Origin of the sequence: Novosphingobium resinovorum, assembly GCF_036352595.1 — a bacterium.
In the GTDB taxonomy this organism is placed as follows: domain Bacteria; phylum Pseudomonadota; class Alphaproteobacteria; order Sphingomonadales; family Sphingomonadaceae; genus Novosphingobium; species Novosphingobium resinovorum_B.
The window spans coordinates 89,385-107,328 of sequence record NZ_JAZFAX010000008.1 but is presented as its reverse complement, the minus strand read 5'-3'; the positions used below and the strand labels follow the sequence as shown (position 1 = coordinate 107,328).

Below are 17,944 nucleotides of genomic sequence, written 5' to 3'. Positions count from 1 at the left end.
GGCGTTTGAGAATGGCAACATCCGGGCAACCCGGACCGGGGGACAAGGCCGCAGGCGGGGCCTACCCGACGCGGCAGCCCTCGCGGTGGAAGCGCAACGTGATCCTGCTCGTGCTGCTGGCCGCCGTACTGGGGCTCGGCTGGATGTGGCGCGGCCTGCGTGAGGAAGCGCTGGTCGGCGCCGCCTACGGTGCGCGGATCGGCTGCGTATGCCGGTTCGTATCGCAGCGGCCGATGGACTTGTGCGAGGGCGATCTCAAGGTGGCAGGACTCGCGGGCGCCGGGCGCTGGGTGTCGCTGTCCGAGGATGCCGATACGCGCACGGTCAGGGCCTCAGTGCCGCTGCTGGCGAAGCAGAGCGCGGATTTCGATCCCGCGCGCGGGTGCCGGCTGGAGCCGTGGCAGGATTAAGCACACTTCGTCATTGCGAGCGCAGCGAAGCAATGACGAAGGTTAAGCCGCACTCTCGGTCGAATCGATCCAGCCGCCGCCGATCACCCGCTCCCCGGCGTAGATCACCGCCGCCTGACCCGGCGCGACACCGTATTCGGGCTCGGCGAAGCGGATCGTCGTATCCCCGCCCTCGCCCAGCGGGCCGTCGAGCACGATCGGCACCGGCTTGGCCAGCGAGCGGACCTTGGCGGTCAGCGGTGCGTCCGGAATCGGTCCGATGCGGTTGGTCTCCACCAGCCGTGCCGAGGCGGTCGCCAGCAAGCGGCGCGGGCCGACACGGACCTGCCGGGTTTCCGCCTCGATGCCGGTGACGTAGAGCGGCTCGGGCTGGCCGCCGATCTCGAGGCCCCGGCGCTGACCCACGGTGTAGTGGATGACGCCGCGATGGCTGCCCAGCACCGCGCCGGTCTCGGCATGGACGATCTCGCCCGGTGCCTCGCCCTCGGGACGGACGGCGCGCACGATCTTGGCGTAGTCGCCATCGGGCACGAAGCAGATGTCCTGGCTGTCGGGCTTGGCGGCGACGCGCAGGCCCGCCGCTTCGGCCAGACGGCGCGTCTCGGTCTTGGGCAGGCCGCCGAGGGGAAAGCGCAGGAAATCCAGCTGCTTCTCGGTGGTGCCGTAAAGGAAGTAGCTCTGGTCGCGCGCCGGATCGAGGGCGCGGTGCAGTTCCGAACCCGCCGCGCCCATCACCCGGCGCACATAGTGCCCGGTGGCAAGGCAATCCGCGCCCAGTTCACGCGCCATCGTCAGCAGGTCGGTGAACTTCGGCCCCATGTTGCAGCGAATGCAGGGGATCGGCGTGCGCCCGGCGAGGTAGTCGTCGGCGAAGCGTTCGACCACTTCCTCGCGGAAGGCGCTCTCGTGGTCGAAAACGTAGTGGGCGATGCCGAGGCGGTCGGCGACGGCGCGCGCGTCGCGAATGTCGTCGCCCGCGCAGCACGCACCCTTGCGGCCGGTCGCGGCGCCGTAGTCGTAGAGTTGAAGGGTTACGCCGATGACTTCCGCGCCGCTCGCGGCGGCAAGCGCGGCGACGACCGAGCTGTCCACGCCCCCGGACATGGCCACGACAATGCGGCGGGCGGACAGAGACTCGGCAAGCTGGAACAGTTCGGCGGGGTCGAGCCCGGAAAGAAGATCGGAAAACGCGGTCATGGTGGGGGCGCACATACAGCCAAGCGCGCCGGATTCCTATCCTTTGCCACTGCCGGACCGTTTTGCGGCGCGCGGACGCAGCCTGTGCCCCGTAGTGTGCCGCGTCCTGTGCCGCGTCCTGCGCCTCATCCCCGGATCGTGAAAAAACGGTAAAGCCGACCTTTACGATCCCTTGACCTCCCCTGGGTTATAGGGGCCGCATCATGAATGTCGCACGCCACCACATCACCCCGGAAAACGGGGAGGCACCGGGTCGCACTCCGGTCTGCACGCCCGTGCATGCAAGGGCTGGCGCGGGCGATGCTCCGTCGGGAGAACATCTGCCGGCCGATCTCACCGCGATCGACTGGCGGGCCTTGCGCTCGCGGCTTTTCGCCACGCACGACCGGCTTGGCGTGCTGGGCGAGGACGCGGCGGCCACGCGGCTGCGGCTGCGCGGAAGCTTCGACGGATGCGCCGCCTCTGCCCTCAGCGCCTATGAGCCGAATGCTTACGAAGAATCCTCAAGGGACATTAACCCTGATGCTTCAAGCAATGGCAAGTCCGGCACGGGCAAGGATTCTTCAGTCGCCGATGTGAGCGATAGCGGCGAACGAGGGTAAAGATGATCGAGAACCAGAAAATCCGCCCGGCACAGGTGATCGGCCCGCTCGGCGAGCCGCTTACGGTTGCCGATCTGCCCCCCCCCGACACCACCCGCTGGGTCGTGCGCCGCAAGGCCGAGGTCGTCGCCGCCGTCAATGGCGGTCTGCTGACGATCGACGAAGTCTGCGAGCGCTACGGCCTCACGCTCGAGGAGTTCGCATCGTGGCAGCGCGCGGTCGATCGCTCCGGCATGCAGGGCCTGCGTGTGACCCGAATTCAACACTACCGCGATCTCTACGAGCGCCAGCAGAAGTTCTGAGCGCCGCAAATCGCCGCTGCCCAAGTCCAATGGCGACCGCGAGGAACTTTCGCGGTCGCCATTTCGCGTTGTGGCGCAATAAAACTCCCCAATAACGCCATCATCGCGCAATGAAGTCGTTCGTCGATGCCCGTCGGCACCAAACCGAGTTCAGTTTGCCACTGTCTGGCCGCAGGTATATGAATCCAGCGGTTTAGGCCACATCGTCGGCCCGCTCCTGTGTGAGCGGATCGTCCTTGGGGCGGGAGAGCACGCCGCCAGGGGGCGCCGTGCATGGTGCGGTGAACAGATGAACTACGACGGCAAGATTGAACCCGGCCACATGCAGGCCGGCGATCCTCAGGCGTTCGATGCCAGTTACGACGCGGCGGGAACTCCGCTGGCAGGCGACGACGCGCTCGAACGGCGTTCGCGCCGGGTGATCGTGCTGGTCATCGTCGCGGTGGTGCTGCTGGCGACCGCCTTGTGGTTCGTGCTGCACGGTGGCGACAGCGCCGACAAGGCGGCCGACACCACGCAGGTGCCGGTCGTCACGGTCATCGTCCCGGGCCGTTCCAGCGTCGCCGGAGAGATCACCGCCACCGGCTCGCTCGCGGCGCGGCGGACGATGCCGATCGGTTCGGTCGGCGAAGGCGGCGAAGTGCGCGAAGTGCGCGTCGACGCCGGCGACTGGGTCACGCAGGGGCAGGTGCTCGCGGTGATCGACCGTTCGGTGCAGGTGCAGTCGGCCGCCAGCCAGTCCGCCCAGGTCCGCGTCGCCGATGCCGACGCCCGCCTGGCGCAGGCCAATCTCGACCGCGGGCTCAAGCTCGTCGATCGCGGGTTCATCTCCAAGGCCGACATCGACCAGTTGACCGCCACCCGCGATGCCGCCGTCGCCCGCGTCGGCGTGGCCCGCGCCACGCTCGGCCAACTGCAGGCGCAGAACGCGCGGCTCAACATCGTCGCCCCCGCCTCCGGCCTCGTCCTGCAGCGCAGCGTCGAACTGGGCCAGGTCGTCGGCGGCGGTACCGGCGTGTTGTTCAACCTCGCCAAGAACGGCGAGATGGAGCTGCTGGCGCTGCTGTCGGAGGACGACCTCGCCAAGCTGCACGTCGGCACCGAGGCGAAGATCACCCCGGTCGGCTCTGGCCGCACATTCATCGGCCAGGTCTGGCAGATCTCGCCGACCATCGACGCCAACACCCGCCAGGGCACCGCACGCATCGCGCTCAAGTACGATCCGGCGCTGCGCCCCGGCGGCTTCGCCAGCGCGGTGATCGAGAGCGGCACCGTCGTCGCGCCGATGCTGCCCGAATCCGCCATCCAGAACGACGCCAAGGGCGCATTCGTCTACGTCGTGGGCAAGGACGGCCGCGCGCATCGCCGCGTGGTCAGGACCGGGCTCGTCACCGCGAACGGCATCACCATCACCTCGGGCCTCGATGGCAACGAGCAGGTCGTGATGCGCGCGGGCGGCTTCCTCAACGACGGCGACAAGGTGAAAGCCCGTAGCGCCGCCGCTACCCCCGGCATGGCCAAGTAACGGACGCCCCTCGACATGCGTAACATATCGGCCTGGTCGATCCGCAATCCGATCATCCCGATCGTCTTCTTCATCGGCCTGATGATCGCCGGCATCGTCTCATTCAACCGGATGGACGTGAACAACATGCCGGACGTCGATTTCCCCGGCGTCCACATCGGCATCTCCCAGCCGGGCGCGGCGCCCAAGGAGATCGAGACGCAGATCACCCAGATCGTCGAGGGTTCGGTCCGCTCGATCCCGGGGGTCGAGGAAATCCAGTCGACCGCCTCGGAAGGGCGCTCGACGACGCTGGTGTTCTTCTCGGTCGGCACCAACGTCGACGTCGCCACCCAGCAGGTGAAGAACGCGGTCGACCAGGTGCGCGGCCAGTTGCCCGACGGCATCATCGAGCCGCAAGTGCAGAAGATCGAATCGGGCAGCGGCAGCCTCGCTTACTTCTCGGTCAGCGCCGACGACATGACGATCGAACAGCTCAGCTGGTTCGTGGACGACACCATCGCCAAGAGCCTGCTGGGCGTGCCCGGCATGGCCACCGTCAACCGCGACGGCGGCGTCACCCGCGAGATCCGCGTCGTCGTCGATCCCGAGCGGATGCAGGCGCTGGGCGTCAGCGCCGAGGCGCTCAACAACGTGCTGCGCCAGGTCAACGTCGATGCGGCGGGCGGCCAGGCCGAAATCGCCGGATCGCGCCAGTCGGTGCGCGTGCTGGGCAATTCCGAAAGCGCCTATGCCCTCTCGCAGAAGCGCATCAACATGGGCGGCGGCCGCTCGGTCAAGCTGGCCGACGTCGCCAACGTCTTCGACGGCTATTCCGAGCGCACCGACATCGCCCGCGTCGATGGCCACGAAGTCGTCACCTTCGGCTTCGAGCGTGCGCGCGGCGCCTCCGACGTCGCCGTCTACGACGGGGCGATGGAGAAACTGAAGCAGATCCAGAAGGACAACCCGCAGATCCACGTCACCCGCCTGTTCTCGCAGGTGGACTATACACGCGGGCAGTACACGTCCTCGATGGAGGCGCTGGTCGAAGGCGCGGTGCTGGCGATCGTGATCGTCTACCTGTTCCTGCGCGACTGGCGCGCGACGATGATCTCCGCCCTCGCCATCCCGCTCTCGGCGATCCCGACGTTCTGGTTCATGGACCTGCTGGGCTTCACCCTGAACTTCCTCTCGCTGCTGGCGCTCAGCCTTGTCGCGGGGGTGCTGGTCGACGATGCCATCGTGGAAATCGAGAACATCGTCAGACACATGCGCATGGGCAAGAGTGCCTACCAGGCCTCGATCGACGCCGCCGACGAGATCGGCCTGGCGGTCGTGGCGACGACGTTCTCGATCGTCGCGGTATTCCTGCCGGTGGGCCTGATGCCGGGCATTCCGGGGCAGTTCTTCAAGGCCTTCGGCCTCACCGTCGTCGTCGCAGTGCTGATGAGCCTGGCCGTCGCGCGCGTCATCACGCCGATGGTCGCCGCCTACTTCCTCAAGGCGCACGGCCATGCCGAGCACGGCGGCGGCAAGGCGATGGACCTCTACATGAAGATCCTCGCCTGGACGCTGGACAGCTCGGAAGCGCACCGCCGCAAGGCCGCGCTGGTGCGCCAGCCCTTCCACCCGCTCTACGCGCTGGCGGCGGCGCTGGCCTTCGTGCTGCTGATCGGCGCCGGCCTCGGCGCGGCGGGGGCGCTGTTCCCCGTGCTGCAGGGCGGCGTCACCAAGCTGGGGCTGCCCAAGGCCGCTTTCGTGCTGGCCGCGATCCTCTCGCCGATCGGCATCCCGCTGGCGATCTGGCTGCTGGGCAAGGGCTTCCGGCTGCTGGCCGGCGCGATGGGCGCGTTCGGGCGCTGGTATCGCTACTTCACCGACCGCGTGATCGCACGCATGCACGACCACCGCTTCTACGCCTTCTGCGCCTCGGTCTATGCGCTGGTCGTCACTTTCGCGCTGCTCGCCGGCCTGCCGCAACAGTTCCAGCCGAACACCAACAACGACACCAGCGAGGTTAAGATCGAGATGGTGCCCGGCACCACCCTCGAACAGTCCGAGGCGATCGCCGCGCGGGTCTCGCGCCTGCTGGAAAAGCAGCCCGAAGTGGAACGCGTGCTGGAGTTCGCCGGCGAAGGCTCGGGCAACCTCTACATCGCGCTCAAGCCCGCTGGAGAGCGCGATGCCACCAGCATCGAGTTCGAGCGCCGGATGGCCCCCGCGCTGCAGGACATCGCCGATGCGCGCGTCAGCTTCGCCACCCAGTCGGGCGGCTTCGGCAGCGGCCGCGACATCTCGGTCATGCTCTCGGGCAGCGATTCGGAGCTGCTGAACCGCACCGCGCAGACGCTGGTGGAGCAGATGCGCACGATCCCCGGCGTCGTCGCGCCGCGCATCGCCGCCGACCTCCAGCGACCCGAACTCATCATCGCCCCGCGCGTCGACCTCGCCGCGCAGCTCGGCGTCACGACCTCGGCGCTCAGCCAGACGATCCGCATCGCCACGCTGGGCGAGATCGACCAGAACGCCGCCAAGTTCTCGCTCAGCGACCGCCAGGTACCGATCCGGGTGATCCTCGACCGCGCCTCGCGCCGCGATTTCTCGACGATCGAGAACCTGCCCGTCTCCACCGTCAGCGGCGGCACCGTGCCGCTCAAGCGCGTGGCGGAAATCCGCTTCGGTGCCGGCCCCACCCAGATCCAGCGCTACAACCAGTCGCGCCGCATCTTCGTCGGCGCGGACCTCGGCGCCGGCCAGGTCAAGGGTCCGGTCATGGCCGCGATCCAGCAGTTGCCGATCATGAAGAAGCTGCCGACCGGCGTTTCCAACGCCCCCGTCGGCGAGGACAAGTGGCAGGGCGAGATGATCGCCAACTTCGTCACCGCCGTGATCAGCGGCATCTTTCTGGTCTTCGCGGTGCTGGTGCTGCTCTACAAGCGCTTCGTCTCGCCGCTGGTGAACATGGCCTCGCTGCTGCTGGCGCCGCTGGGCGGGATGCTGGTGCTCACCGCGATCGGCCAGCCGATCTCGATGCCGGTCTACATCGGCATCCTGATGCTGCTAGGGATCGTCGCCAAGAACTCGATCCTGCTGATCGACTTCGCGATCGAGGAGATGGCCAAGGGCGTCGACAAGCTCACCGCGATCATGGACGCCGGGCACAAGCGCGCGCAGCCGATCGTCATGACCACGGTGGCGATGACCGCCGGCATGATCCCCACCGCCCTTTCGTTCTCGGGCGATGGCGCATTCCGCCAGCCGATGGGCTGGACGGTGATCGGCGGGCTGGTACTCTCCACCCTGCTCACGCTCGTCATCGTCCCTGCAGCCTTCAGCCTCGCGGATGGTTTCGAGAAGAGGGTCGGACCCAGGCTGCGCAAGTCGCTGCTGACTTACGACCCGCAGGAGCATCACGCTGGCCCGCACGCGCACGGACACGCGCAGGCGCACCCGGCAGAGTAAGGAAGGGGCCAGCTTGCCGCCGATCGGGCGCCGGAATGCAGGATTCGCGCTGACGGGCATCGGTTCGGGCATCGGTTCAGACCGGAGCCGCCGGATGCGGATGTTCGCGAGCGGCCTGCTGCTGGTTATGGCCGTGGCCTTCGTGGCGCTGCGCAAGCTGGCGGGGATGCATCCCGAGTGGGCGTCCGGCATCGGCTGGGCCATCGCCTTCACCGAGGCGGCGATGGTCGGCGGCCTGGCCGACTGGTTCGCGGTGACCGCGCTGTTCCGCCGCCCGCTCGGCCTGCCGATCCCACACACCGCGATCATCCCGGAGAACAAGGACCGCATCGCCGATTCGATGGCGGCGTTCCTGCGCGACAACTTCCTCACCCCCCAGGTCGTCGCGCGCCGGGTAAACGGCTTCAACTTCGCCGCCGCCGCCGGCGGTTTCCTCTCCGATCCCGGCCGGGGCGGCCAGTCGCGCATCCGCGCGGGCGCGGCCAACCTGATGGCGGACGTGCTCGAATCACTCGATCCCGAGAGGCTCGGCAACCAGGTCCGCGCCGGGCTCGCCCGCCAGCTGGAACGGGTGGAGATCGCCCCCCTCCTCGGCCAGATGCTGAGCGCGATGATCGCCGACCGCCGCCACCAGCCGCTCATCGAAGGCGCCGTACGCTGGGTCGGCGAGGCGCTGGAGGCCAACGAGGACATGGTCCGCGCCATGATCCGCGAGCGCGCCCACAGCCTGCTGCGCCTGACCGGCCTAGACACCCGCATCGCCAATTCGGTGCTCGACGGTCTCTACAAGCTGCTCGCCGAGATGATCGTCCAGCCGGGTCACCCCCTGAAGCTCAAGGTCGAGCAGATGCTGGAAAGCCTGGCCGACCGCCTGGTCCATGATCCCGAAACGCGCGAGCGGGTGGAGAACGCCAAGCGGGAACTGATCGCCAATCCCGCCGTCGGCCAGTGGTGGCAATCGGTGTGGGAGCGCCTGCGCCGCCGGTTGATAGAGGCCGCGCGCAATCCCGACGCCGCGCTGGCAGGGCAACTGACGACCATGCTCGGCGAACTGGGCGCGGCGCTGCAGGGCGATCCGCGCCTGCAGAGCCAGATCAACCGCTTCGCCCGCCGCACTCTCGTCGGCGTCACCGCGCGTTATGGCGAGGAGATCGTCGGCCTCGTCTCGGAGACGGTGAAGCGCTGGGACGCCCGCACCGTCAGCAACCGCATCGAGGGTGCGGTGGGGCGCGACCTGCAGTTCATCCGCATCAATGGCACCCTGGTGGGCGGCCTGTTCGGAGTCTGCATCCACGCGGTAGACCGGTTCCTATGAGCGATTCCCCCGTACTGACGACAGCCCGATTCGGCCTCTGGCGCCCGGTCGCCGCCGACCTGCCGCAGCTCTGCGCCCTGATCGACGACGAGGAGACCCGGCGCTACCTCGGCCCCGCCTCGCCCGATCCGCAGGCGCAGTTCGACCGGCTGATGCGCAACGCCGGATCGTGGGCGCTGCACGGCTACGGCACCTTCATGGTCCGCCCCCATGGCGAGAGCGGCATCGTCGCAACCTGCGGCGTGTTCCATTCGTGGCGCGGCTTCGGCCCCGACTTCGGCATGGACGACGTCGCCGAGGCCGGCTGGATCGTCCACCGCGACTGGTGGGGCAAGGGCCTGGCGCGCGAGGCCATGGAAACCGTTCTCGCGTGGTTCGACCGCGCGCACGGTCCCCGCCGCATCGCCTGCATGATCGAGGACGGCAATGTCGCATCACAGCGGCTGGCGCAGGCGCTGGGCTTCACCGCTTATGCCGAGCGCCGCGACGAGGCCGACGGCACCCTGCTCCACTTGCTGGAGCGGGGAAGCCAGGCGGCCCCCTAACCCAGCTTGTACATCACCGTCTGCGCGTAGAACGAGGGGACCGGCTTGCCGTCCTTGTCGAGCGCGGGCTCGAACGTGGTCTTGCGCACGACCCTGCACGCGAGATCGTCGAAGCCCGGATCGTTGTAGGATTGCAGCACATGGCAATCGGTGACCACGCCGCGCTCGTCCACCAGGGCCAGGAAGTTGACGCGCGCCTGCTTGCCTTTCCCTGCCAGCCCGACAGGATAGATCGCCTGTATCCCACGCACCATGGACATCAGGCTGCCCGGCCTGGCCCGCCGCGTCAGACCATTCTGCACCGCCGGATCGAGCCCCCAGGATTCAACCAGCGAGTCGGTGCACAGGCGCATCGCCGCGAACGGCTTGCCCAGCGATCCGGTATTGAGCACGACGCGATTGCCGCCCCAGGACAGCGTGATCCGGCGCGCGCCGGCTTCCATCTCGGGCGTTACGGTCGGCTGCGGGGTGTCCTCGTCTTCATCGGCGCGGGATCCAAGGCTCGAAGTCAGGAATATCGCCGGATACTTCTTGCCTTCGCGCTCGGTGTTGCCTTCCTGAAATCCTCGCGCCGTCCCGGGGGGGAGATCTCCGTATGTGATCTCCACTTTCGCCGCACTGCTGCGGACGAGACCGGAAATTTCCTCGCCGTTGACGGTGAACTGAAAGTCGTCAGCCGGCGCGAACCGCCGCATTTCGAGGATGAGCGGTGTGGCCGCATTCCCGAACGCCCGCCGCAGCGCGCATCCGGCGTCGGTGCCGTCGAGGTTCCACGGCGTCGTCGGCACGAGGCTGAGGTCGGTCTTGGCGCCAACCGGCGTGCCCATGCCTGCGGACAGAACCGCGATGAACACTGGAACAGCGGCAACGGATCTACGCATTCGGCCCCCCGGCAATTCAAATGCTTTCTACTACGAAGTCCCTGCGGCCGCCACGGTCGCCCATGACGCAACGATCGGTGGCCGCTCCAACCCTGGCGAAGATGCCATTCCTACCCAGTGAATTTATATACTACCGTAGCAGTATAATACCATGTGACGGGTTGCCCATCCTCGCCCCGCGCGGGGGCAAAACGCGCCTTCGAAGCTTCGCGGCAGACGTGCCCATTCAGGCCTTCCTCGGTCGTTTGCAGGATATGGCAGTCCGTCACGCCGCCGCCGACATCGACGACCAACAGGAACAACACCCGAGCACTCTTCCCTGCCTGGTCGAGTGCCGGCGGATAGCCTTTCTGGATCGCCCGTGCGAGGGCCACTCCGTCATGGATCCTGGGCTCCTTCACCTGGTTCCGAGCCATATCGGTATCGATACCCCAGCTCGAAAACAGGTCATTGACGCAGTTGTGCAGCGCCTGGAGCGGAGCCCCCATCCGTCCGGTCTTCAGAACCAGGTCCAGACCGCTCGCAGCCATGCCAATGCGCTCGACCCGTCGTTCGAACGAGGGATCGGGACCGCGAAGCCCCTCATCCTTGCCGGCCGGTCCCGGAGCGAAGCGTTCCTGCACGATGATCGAGGCACCGTAGAGCGAGTTGGTCGCCAACTGCGGAGAACGGACGGTTCTCGGCTTTCCGACGCCATAGTCGATAGAGACGGGCTTGGCCTGCACCACGCCCTTGATCGCGGCACCGGACACCGTGAACTCCAGCGCATTGCTCAAGTTCAGCTGGCGCACGACGAGCAGCGTGGGATCATTCGGCGGTCCGAACTTGCGGACCAGTTGGCATGAGTTGTCTTGCCAATCCACGTTCCACGGCGAAATCGGCTCAAGCACGGTGGGCTTTGGCGCGGCCAATGCAGCGACAGGCGCCAACAGCATTGCCGCGAAAGCCGCGACATCGACGGTACGACCGAATTTCACCTCTGCAGCCCCCGCGTCAGGTTCATAGTCCATTATTACCGCGCGAGCGCAAAAATAAACCCCCGGGCTTGCGCCCAGGGGTTAACTTGCAGTCAGGCCGATCGCGAGATCAAAGCTTGCCGGTAAGTTCCGGCACCGCGTTGAACAGGTCCGCGACGAGGCCGATGTCGGCGACCTGGAAGATCGGTGCGTCCTCGTCCTTGTTGATGGCGATGATGGTCTTCGAATCCTTCATGCCCGCAAGGTGCTGGATCGCGCCCGAGATGCCCACTGCGATGTAGACCTGCGGCGCGACGATCTTGCCCGTCTGGCCGACCTGGTAGTCGTTCGGCACGTAGCCCGCGTCCACCGCAGCGCGGCTCGCACCGACGGCGGCACCCAGCTTGTCCGCGAGCGGCAGGATGGTGGCTTCGAAGGTTTCGGAGTCCTTCAGCGCGCGGCCGCCCGAGACGATGATCTTGGCGCTGGTCAGCTCCGGACGCTCCGACTTGGCGATTTCGGCGCCCACGAAGCTGGAGAGGCCCGCATCGCCCGCTCCGGCGACGTCCTCGACGGTGCCCGAACCACCGGTGGTCTCAGCCTTGGCGAAGGCGGTGCCGCGCACGGTGATGACGAGCTTGGGGTCGCTCGATTCCACGGTGGCGATGGCGTTGCCGGCATAGATCGGACGGGTGAAGGTCTTCTCGCCCTCAACCGAGAGGATGTCCGAGATCTGCGCGACGTCGAGCAGCGCCGCGACGCGCGGCGCGATGTTCTTGCCGGTGGTGGTGGCCGGCGCGACGAAGGCGTCGTGGTGGCCCATGAGGTCCACGATCAGCGGCGCGACGTTCTCGGCCAGCGCGTGCTCGTAGGCGGCGTTGTCGGCAAGGTGGACCTTGCCCACGCCGGCGATCTGCGCGGCGGCATCGGCCACGGCGCGGCAGTTCGAACCGGCGACCAGCAGGTGGACTTCACCCAGCTTGGCAGCGGCGGTGACGGCGGAGAGGGTCGCATCCTTGACGGAGGCGTTGTCGTGTTCGACCCAGACGAGCGTCTTGGACATCAGGCTACTCCCAGTTCCTTGAGCTTGGCGACAAGCGCATCGACATCGGCGACCTTGATGCCGGCGGAGCGGACGGGCGGCTCGGAGACCTTGAGGGTCTTGAGGCGCGGGGCGATGTCGACGCCGTAGTCGGCGGGCGACTTCACATCGAGCTGCTTCTTCTTCGCCTTCATGATGTTGGGCAGCGAAGCATAGCGCGGCTCGTTGAGGCGCAGGTCGGTGGTGACGATGGCGGGAAGCGCAAGCTTCACGGTTTCGAGGCCGCCGTCGACTTCGCGGGTCACGGCAACCGAATCGCCGTCGATCTCGACCTTGTTGGCGAAAGTGCCCTGCGGACGGCCGGTGAGCGCGGCGAGCATCTGGCCGGTCTGGTTCGAATCGTCGTCGATCGCCTGCTTGCCGAGGATCACGAGGCCAGGATTCTCTTCGGCCACGATGGCCTTGAGGATCTTGGCGACGGCCAGCGGTTCGACTTCGGCATCGGTCTCGATCAGGATCGCGCGATCGGCGCCCATCGCGAGCGCGGTACGCAGGGTTTCCTGCGCCTTCGTCGGCCCGACCGAAACGGCGATGATCTCTTCGGCCTTGCCCGCTTCCTTGAGGCGGATGGCTTCCTCGACGGCGATCTCGTCGAAGGGATTCATGCTCATCTTGACGTTGGCAAGGTCAACGCCCGTGCCGTCGGCCTTGACCCGCGGCTTCACGTTGTAATCGATGACCCGCTTAACGGGCACGATGATCTTCATTGCGATCTGTCCTCTCACTGCTGGGACGGCAAATTTAACCGCACGATTAAACTCTGGTGCGAGCTATCGCGTTCCTCTGCCCCGACGTCAAGCCTCACAGAAGCGCTAAGAGCTTGCGACGGGAAAAGAGAAACTTCGCGCTCGCCTTACATGCAGAAACGGCGGGGGTCGTGAAACCCCCGCCGTCCCGATATTCGCTATGTGATCGTGCGCATGATGCGCATCACCGAAAGGCTCAGGCGACGGCCTGGACTTCGGCGACGATCTTCTTGGCAGCGTCGCCCAGGTCGTTGGCGGGGACGATCGCCAGGCCCGAGTTGGCCAGGATGTCCTTGCCCTGCTGGACGTTGGTGCCTTCGAGGCGGACGACGAGCGGAACCTGCAGGTTCACTTCCTTCGCCGCGGCGACGATGCCCTCGGCGATGATGTCGCACTTCATGATGCCGCCGAAGATGTTCACGAGGATGCCCTTCACGGCGGGGTCCGCGAGAATGATCTTGAACGCCGCGGTCACCTTCTCCTTGTTGGCGCCGCCGCCAACGTCGAGGAAGTTGGCCGGGAACATGCCGTTGAGCTTGATGATGTCCATCGTCGCCATGGCGAGGCCGGCGCCGTTGACCATGCAGCCGATGTCGCCATCGAGCTTGATGTAGGCGAGGTCGTACTTCGAGGCTTCGATCTCGGCCGGGTCTTCCTCGGTCTCGTCGCGCAGGGCGAAGATGTCGGGGTGACGGGCGAGAGCGTTCGAATCGAAGCTCATCTTGGTGTCGAGGACGAGCAGCTCGCCGCCCTTCGATTCGACCAGCGGGTTGATCTCGACCATGTCGCAGTCCATCGCGATGAACGCGGTGTAGAGCTGCTTGGCGAGCTTCTGGGCCTGCTTGTTGAGGTCACCCGACAGGTTCAGCGCGAAAGCGACGGCGCGGCCGTGGTGCGCCTGGAAGCCTTCGGCCGGATCGATGGTGATCGTGGTGATCTTCTCGGGCGTGTTGTGGGCGACTTCCTCGATGTCCATGCCGCCTTCGGTCGACACGATCATGGCGACGCGGCCGGTCTTGCGGTCCACGAGCATCGACAGGTAGTATTCCTTGTCGATGTCGACGCCGTCGGTCACGTACAGACGGTTGACCTGCTTGCCTGCTTCACCGGTCTGGATGGTGACGAGGGTGTTGCCGAGCATTTCCTTGGCGAAAGCCTCGACTTCCTCGATCGACTTGGCGAGGCGCACACCGCCCTTGGCGTCGGCGGGGAGTTCCTTGAACTTGCCCTTGCCGCGGCCGCCGGCGTGGATCTGCGCCTTGACGACGTAGAGCGGTCCGGGAAGCTGCTTGGCAGCGGCGACTGCCTCTTCGACGGTGAGGGCGGCGATGCCGGCGGGAATGCCCACGCCATACTTCGCGAGGAGTTCCTTGCCCTGATATTCGTGAATGTTCATCGCTCAAATCGCTTTCTGCTGGAGGTTCCCGGGGAAGGCGCCGTAGCCATATGTTCGGCGTCCGCCTAAGCACATCCGGGCGGCCTTGAAAAGGCCCGGCGCCTGCGCAAATGCATAGCCATGGCGAAATTGATGCATGGAATTTGATATCAGTTCGCAATAGCAATTATAGAGCGAAAGATGTCCGATGATTGACCGAGACCGGCTGCAGGCCATCGTCCGCGAGGCCGGAAACATCGCTCTTGCACGCTGGCCGGGCGACGGCCACGCGCTCGAGTCCTGGGAAAAGACGCCGGGCAGTCCGGTGTGCACCGCCGATCTGGCGGTCGATTCGTTCCTGAAGAGCGAACTTGGCGCGTTGCTGCCTGCGGCAGGCTGGCTCTCCGAAGAGACGGCCGACAGCCACGCACGGCAGGACCGCGAACTGGTCTGGCTGGTCGATCCCATCGACGGCACCCGCGACTACATCCGCGGCCGCACCGGCTGGGCCATTTCGGTGGCGCTGGTGAACACCCGCCGCCCGCTGCTCGGCTATCTCTATGCACCGGTGCGCCAGCGCGACGATGGCGGCGAGTTCTGGTCCGCCGAGGCCGGCAAGGGTGCCAGTCTGAACGGACGGCGGCTCACCGCCAGCCGCCGCGAGACCCTTCCCGGCTCGCGAGTCCCGGCGCACAAGCTGGCGCCGGAGGATTCCGACCTCCGGCTGGTGGACCAGCCAAACTCGATCGCGCTGCGCATGGCCATGATAGCGGCGGACCAGGCCGATCTGCTGGCGACGCTGCGCTGGGGCTATGAATGGGACATCGCCGCTGCCGGCCTCATCGCGCGCGAAGCGGGTGCGGCGGTGACCGACGCCTTCGGCCAGCCGCTGAACTACAACAAGCACGACCCGCGCGCCTTTGGGGTGCTGGTGTCCGCCAATGGCATCCATGCGGCCGCCGTCGCACGCCTGGCGGACCGCGCTGCGCGCTTTTCCGCCTAGCGGCGCGGTCGCCCTCGGTCCGGCAGCCGAGGGCTTCACGCGCCGGCTTGCGTATCCTCCGCGTCCGGAGCGATCATCCCCTCGCCGGTCCAGCCCGGCTCCTTGTCGAGCCGCTCGAGCATGCTGCGGGCGTGATCGGCGAGGCCGCCGCCGTGCGGATTGTTCGCGACCGGGCCAAGCACCACCCGCGCGTCCTCGGTCCGGCCCAGCCGCACCAGCGCGCTGCCCAGCGTCATGCGCAGGCCAAGGTCGAAAGGCGCCAGCTGCATCGCGCGGACCAGCCCGTCGATCGCCAGCGGCGTCGGCTTCTCGCCCTGCTCCACGAAGCTGCGGTAGAAGTAGATCAGCGGCAGCGGATGGTCGTTCTCCAGCCGGTTGAGCGCGATGAACGGCGCGCGGGCGGCCTTCCAGGCGGCGGCGCGGGCCGTATCGTCGCCGTCGGCATCCTCGGCCTGGCGGAACAGCGCGTAGCCTTTCTGGACATAGGCGTTGGCCTGCGTGCGATCGCGGGCAATGGCGCCGTCGGCGGCGGCGATCGCCTCCTTGTCGTTGCCCGCATCGTACTCGCACTCGGCCAGCGCGGAGAGCACGGCGGGATCGTCCGGGTACTTCGCGGCGATCGCGCGCGCTTCCACCAGCAGGGAGGCGGCCTCCTCCTTCGAGAAGACGCCGCGCTTGGAATGGATGCGCACCGGCATCACCGCCGCCTCGCCGGCCGGGAGCGGCCGCGCCGAGACGGCGCCGATCTGCAGCATCTCCGGCTTGAGCCTGAGGGCCGACATCCGGGACCGGCCCAGATAGCGGTCGAGATCCTTCTCCAGCACGTCGAAGTCGCCGAAAGCCTCGGTCGCGGCGGCGCGCTGGCCCTTCCCTTCCGCCAGCAGCGTAAGGTAGCGGGGGAGCTGCCCTTTGCGCGCCTCGTCGAAGCTCAGGTAATGATAGAGCAGCCAGCTCTTGCCGTAGAAGGCGTCGTAGCTGCCGGGCTTGCGCTTGTCTTACTCGGTGGGGTCGAGCAGATCGGCCGCCTTCACGTCCCGCGCATAATAGAGTTCGCCCGCCCGGTGGTTGGCCGGGCGGCCCAGCCACAGGCCGCCGTCCGCCTCGAACTGGCTGGAGGCGAAGAATTCCGCGCCGCCTTCGCTGAACCAGCGCGGCATCGGCATGGAATTGGAGGCGATCAGGAAGTGATGCGCATATTCGTTCAGCAGCACCACCATCGACAGCGTGATCGGCCCGTTGCCCGCCTGGACCGCCGGGACGATCGCCAGCGAGCCGCCTGCGCGCGGCACGTAGAACCCGTTGAGATACTTGCTGCCCTCGCCATAGAGCGCGCGCACCTCCCGCTCGTTCCTGACCACGTAGACGGTGACGCGGTTCGACGGGCTCGGCTTCGCGACCGCCCGGCCGAGCACCAGCGCCATGCCGGCGTGATAGCGCTCCAGCTGCTGCGCGAAGCGGGTGATGTCCTTGTCGGTATCGTTGGCGTAGATGACGAAATGCTCGCTCGACGCCTCCAGCCAGGCCGCCTGCGCCGGCCCCGCCCACGATCCCGCTCCCAGCGCCAACGCGGCCGCCACTGCCGCCGCCATCCTCTTCAAACGCACGTCGCCCCCCGACCATGAACCCGCTCAGGCTATAGGCTTGTCGTTACGTTTCAAGTTACCAAACTGAATTGATCCGTTTCGGTCACGATATGCGCATGGGCGCATGAAGAAGGGGCCGGTGCGTCGCCGCGCCGGCCCCTTCCCCGATCCCGCTTCTTGCGGAACTGCTTACTTCGCCGCGTTGGCGTCGGCCGTCGTCACCGGGGTGATCTTGATCTCGACGCGGCGGTTGAGGGCGCGGCCTTCGGGCGTGTTGTTGTCCGCGACCGGGTAGTTCATCCCCATGCCCTGCGTCTGGATGCGCGAGGACGAGACGCCCCGGCCGATCAGATAGCGTGCCACCGAATCGGCGCGGCGCTTCGACAGGTCCATGTTGTAGGCCGCCGAACCGGTCGAATCGGTGTGACCGTAGACGTCGACCAGGCTGTTCGGATACTGGATCATCGACTGCGCTACCTTGTCCAGCGAGGCCTGGAACGACGGGCTGATGACCGTCGAATCGACCGCGAAGGTCACGTCGGGCAGGTTCACCAGGATGCCGTCGCCCTGCTGGGTGACGTCGATGCCGGAGCCGGCGGTCTGCTCCTTCAGTTCCTTGATCTGCTTGTCCATCTGGTAGCCGACGACACCACCGGCGACGCCGCCGATGCCCGCGCCGACGATGCGCGCGGTCTTGCCGCCGATGACGCTGCCCAGCAGGTAGCCGAGGCCCGCACCGCCGGCACCGCCGATCGCCGTACGCGAAACCTTGCGCTCGCCGGTGTTCGGATCGGTGACGCAGGCGGAAACCGTGACCATCGCGAGCACCGCGGCGGCCGAAGTTATCAGGCGCGATTTCTTCATCTTGAGTGTCCCTTCCTCTGGATGTGCCCTTATAGCGAGCATCTGTGTGGTAGTGAACATGAACGGCGAATGGCTCACGCGCCCTCAACCCTTA

17 protein-coding genes are annotated in these 17,944 nt (G+C 66.9%); 8 read left to right on the top strand and 9 right to left on the bottom strand.

Annotated features, from left to right (window positions below):
- The first annotated feature begins 11 nt into the window (after positions 1-11).
- Complete coding sequence (locus tag V2S85_RS10165; protein ID WP_008829374.1) at positions 12-410, top strand: hypothetical protein; 399 nt, start codon at positions 12-14, stop codon at positions 408-410.
- Positions 411-452: 42 nt separating this feature from the next.
- Here the strand turns inward: V2S85_RS10165 and mnmA are convergent, their stop codons facing one another.
- Positions 453-1,607 carry a tRNA 2-thiouridine(34) synthase MnmA gene (mnmA, locus tag V2S85_RS10160; RefSeq protein WP_330702740.1) on the bottom strand — a complete coding sequence of 385 codons (1,155 nt, stop codon included), beginning with the start codon at positions 1,605-1,607 and terminating at the stop codon, positions 453-455.
- Between the two features lie 203 nt (positions 1,608-1,810).
- On the opposite strand from mnmA, the gene V2S85_RS10155 reads away from it, so the two are divergent.
- The 6 genes from V2S85_RS10155 to V2S85_RS10130 all read left to right on the top strand — a co-directional run bounded on the left by V2S85_RS10155 (position 1,811) and on the right by V2S85_RS10130 (position 9,340).
- Entirely contained in the window at positions 1,811-2,209 is a 399-nt protein-coding gene (locus tag V2S85_RS10155) for a hypothetical protein (protein WP_330702739.1), read from the top strand.
- Positions 2,210-2,211: 2 nt separating this feature from the next.
- Entirely contained in the window at positions 2,212-2,511 is a 300-nt protein-coding gene (locus V2S85_RS10150; RefSeq protein WP_330702738.1) for a DUF1153 domain-containing protein, read from the top strand.
- 289 nt (positions 2,512-2,800) lie between these two features.
- A complete protein-coding gene (locus V2S85_RS10145) occupies positions 2,801-4,036 on the top strand; it encodes an efflux RND transporter periplasmic adaptor subunit (protein ID WP_330702737.1) in 1,236 nt (411 codons plus the stop codon).
- Between the two features lie 15 nt (positions 4,037-4,051).
- Positions 4,052-7,480 (top strand): efflux RND transporter permease subunit, encoded by a 3,429-nt coding sequence (locus V2S85_RS10140; protein WP_330702736.1) that lies wholly within the window; start codon positions 4,052-4,054, stop codon positions 7,478-7,480.
- A 94-nt stretch (positions 7,481-7,574) separates the two neighbouring features.
- Positions 7,575-8,795 carry a DUF445 domain-containing protein gene (locus V2S85_RS10135; RefSeq protein WP_330702735.1) on the top strand — a complete coding sequence of 407 codons (1,221 nt, stop codon included), beginning with the start codon at positions 7,575-7,577 and terminating at the stop codon, positions 8,793-8,795.
- Positions 8,792-9,340, top strand: coding sequence for a GNAT family N-acetyltransferase (locus tag V2S85_RS10130; protein ID WP_330702734.1), 549 nt, complete (start codon positions 8,792-8,794; stop codon positions 9,338-9,340). The genes V2S85_RS10135 and V2S85_RS10130 overlap by 4 nt, the downstream gene beginning before the upstream one ends.
- On the opposite strand, the gene V2S85_RS10125 is transcribed toward V2S85_RS10130, so the two are convergent.
- The 5 genes from V2S85_RS10125 to sucC form a co-directional block, all read right to left on the bottom strand.
- A complete protein-coding gene (locus V2S85_RS10125; RefSeq protein WP_330702733.1) occupies positions 9,337-10,194 on the bottom strand; it encodes an energy transducer TonB in 858 nt (285 codons plus the stop codon). The two genes, V2S85_RS10130 and V2S85_RS10125, sit on opposite strands and share 4 nt — an antisense overlap.
- Before the next feature lie 137 nt (positions 10,195-10,331).
- Positions 10,332-11,231 carry an energy transducer TonB gene (locus V2S85_RS10120; RefSeq protein WP_330702732.1) on the bottom strand — a complete coding sequence of 300 codons (900 nt, stop codon included), beginning with the start codon at positions 11,229-11,231 and terminating at the stop codon, positions 10,332-10,334.
- A 76-nt stretch (positions 11,232-11,307) separates the two neighbouring features.
- Positions 11,308-12,240 (bottom strand): electron transfer flavoprotein subunit alpha/FixB family protein, encoded by a 933-nt coding sequence (locus tag V2S85_RS10115; RefSeq protein WP_330702731.1) that lies wholly within the window; start codon positions 12,238-12,240, stop codon positions 11,308-11,310.
- The gene (locus V2S85_RS10110; RefSeq protein WP_330702730.1) at positions 12,240-12,986 is read right to left on the bottom strand and encodes an electron transfer flavoprotein subunit beta/FixA family protein; all 747 of its coding nucleotides are present in this window, start codon (positions 12,984-12,986) and stop codon (positions 12,240-12,242) included. Before V2S85_RS10110 ends, V2S85_RS10115 begins: the two co-directional genes overlap by 1 nt.
- 235 nt (positions 12,987-13,221) lie before the next feature.
- The gene (gene sucC, locus V2S85_RS10105; protein ID WP_271182568.1) at positions 13,222-14,421 is read right to left on the bottom strand and encodes an ADP-forming succinate--CoA ligase subunit beta; all 1,200 of its coding nucleotides are present in this window, start codon (positions 14,419-14,421) and stop codon (positions 13,222-13,224) included.
- Positions 14,422-14,608: 187 nt separating this feature from the next.
- Here sucC and V2S85_RS10100 point away from each other — a divergent pair, with 187 nt between their 5' ends.
- Complete coding sequence (locus tag V2S85_RS10100) at positions 14,609-15,403, top strand: 3'(2'),5'-bisphosphate nucleotidase CysQ (protein ID WP_330702729.1); 795 nt, start codon at positions 14,609-14,611, stop codon at positions 15,401-15,403.
- Between the two features lie 35 nt (positions 15,404-15,438).
- Here V2S85_RS10100 and V2S85_RS10095 read toward each other — a convergent pair whose 3' ends face one another.
- The 3 genes from V2S85_RS10095 to V2S85_RS10085 all read right to left on the bottom strand — a co-directional run bounded on the left by V2S85_RS10095 (position 15,439) and on the right by V2S85_RS10085 (position 17,850).
- Positions 15,439-16,227: a hypothetical protein gene (locus V2S85_RS10095; protein WP_330702728.1), complete on the bottom strand. Its 789-nt coding sequence runs from the start codon at positions 16,225-16,227 to the stop codon at positions 15,439-15,441.
- Between the two features lie 171 nt (positions 16,228-16,398).
- Positions 16,399-17,007 carry a hypothetical protein gene (locus tag V2S85_RS10090; RefSeq protein ID WP_330702727.1) on the bottom strand — a complete coding sequence of 203 codons (609 nt, stop codon included), beginning with the start codon at positions 17,005-17,007 and terminating at the stop codon, positions 16,399-16,401.
- Positions 17,008-17,175: 168 nt separating this feature from the next.
- A complete protein-coding gene (locus V2S85_RS10085) occupies positions 17,176-17,850 on the bottom strand; it encodes an OmpA family protein (RefSeq protein ID WP_330702726.1) in 675 nt (224 codons plus the stop codon).
- Between the last annotated feature and the right edge of the window lie 94 nt (positions 17,851-17,944).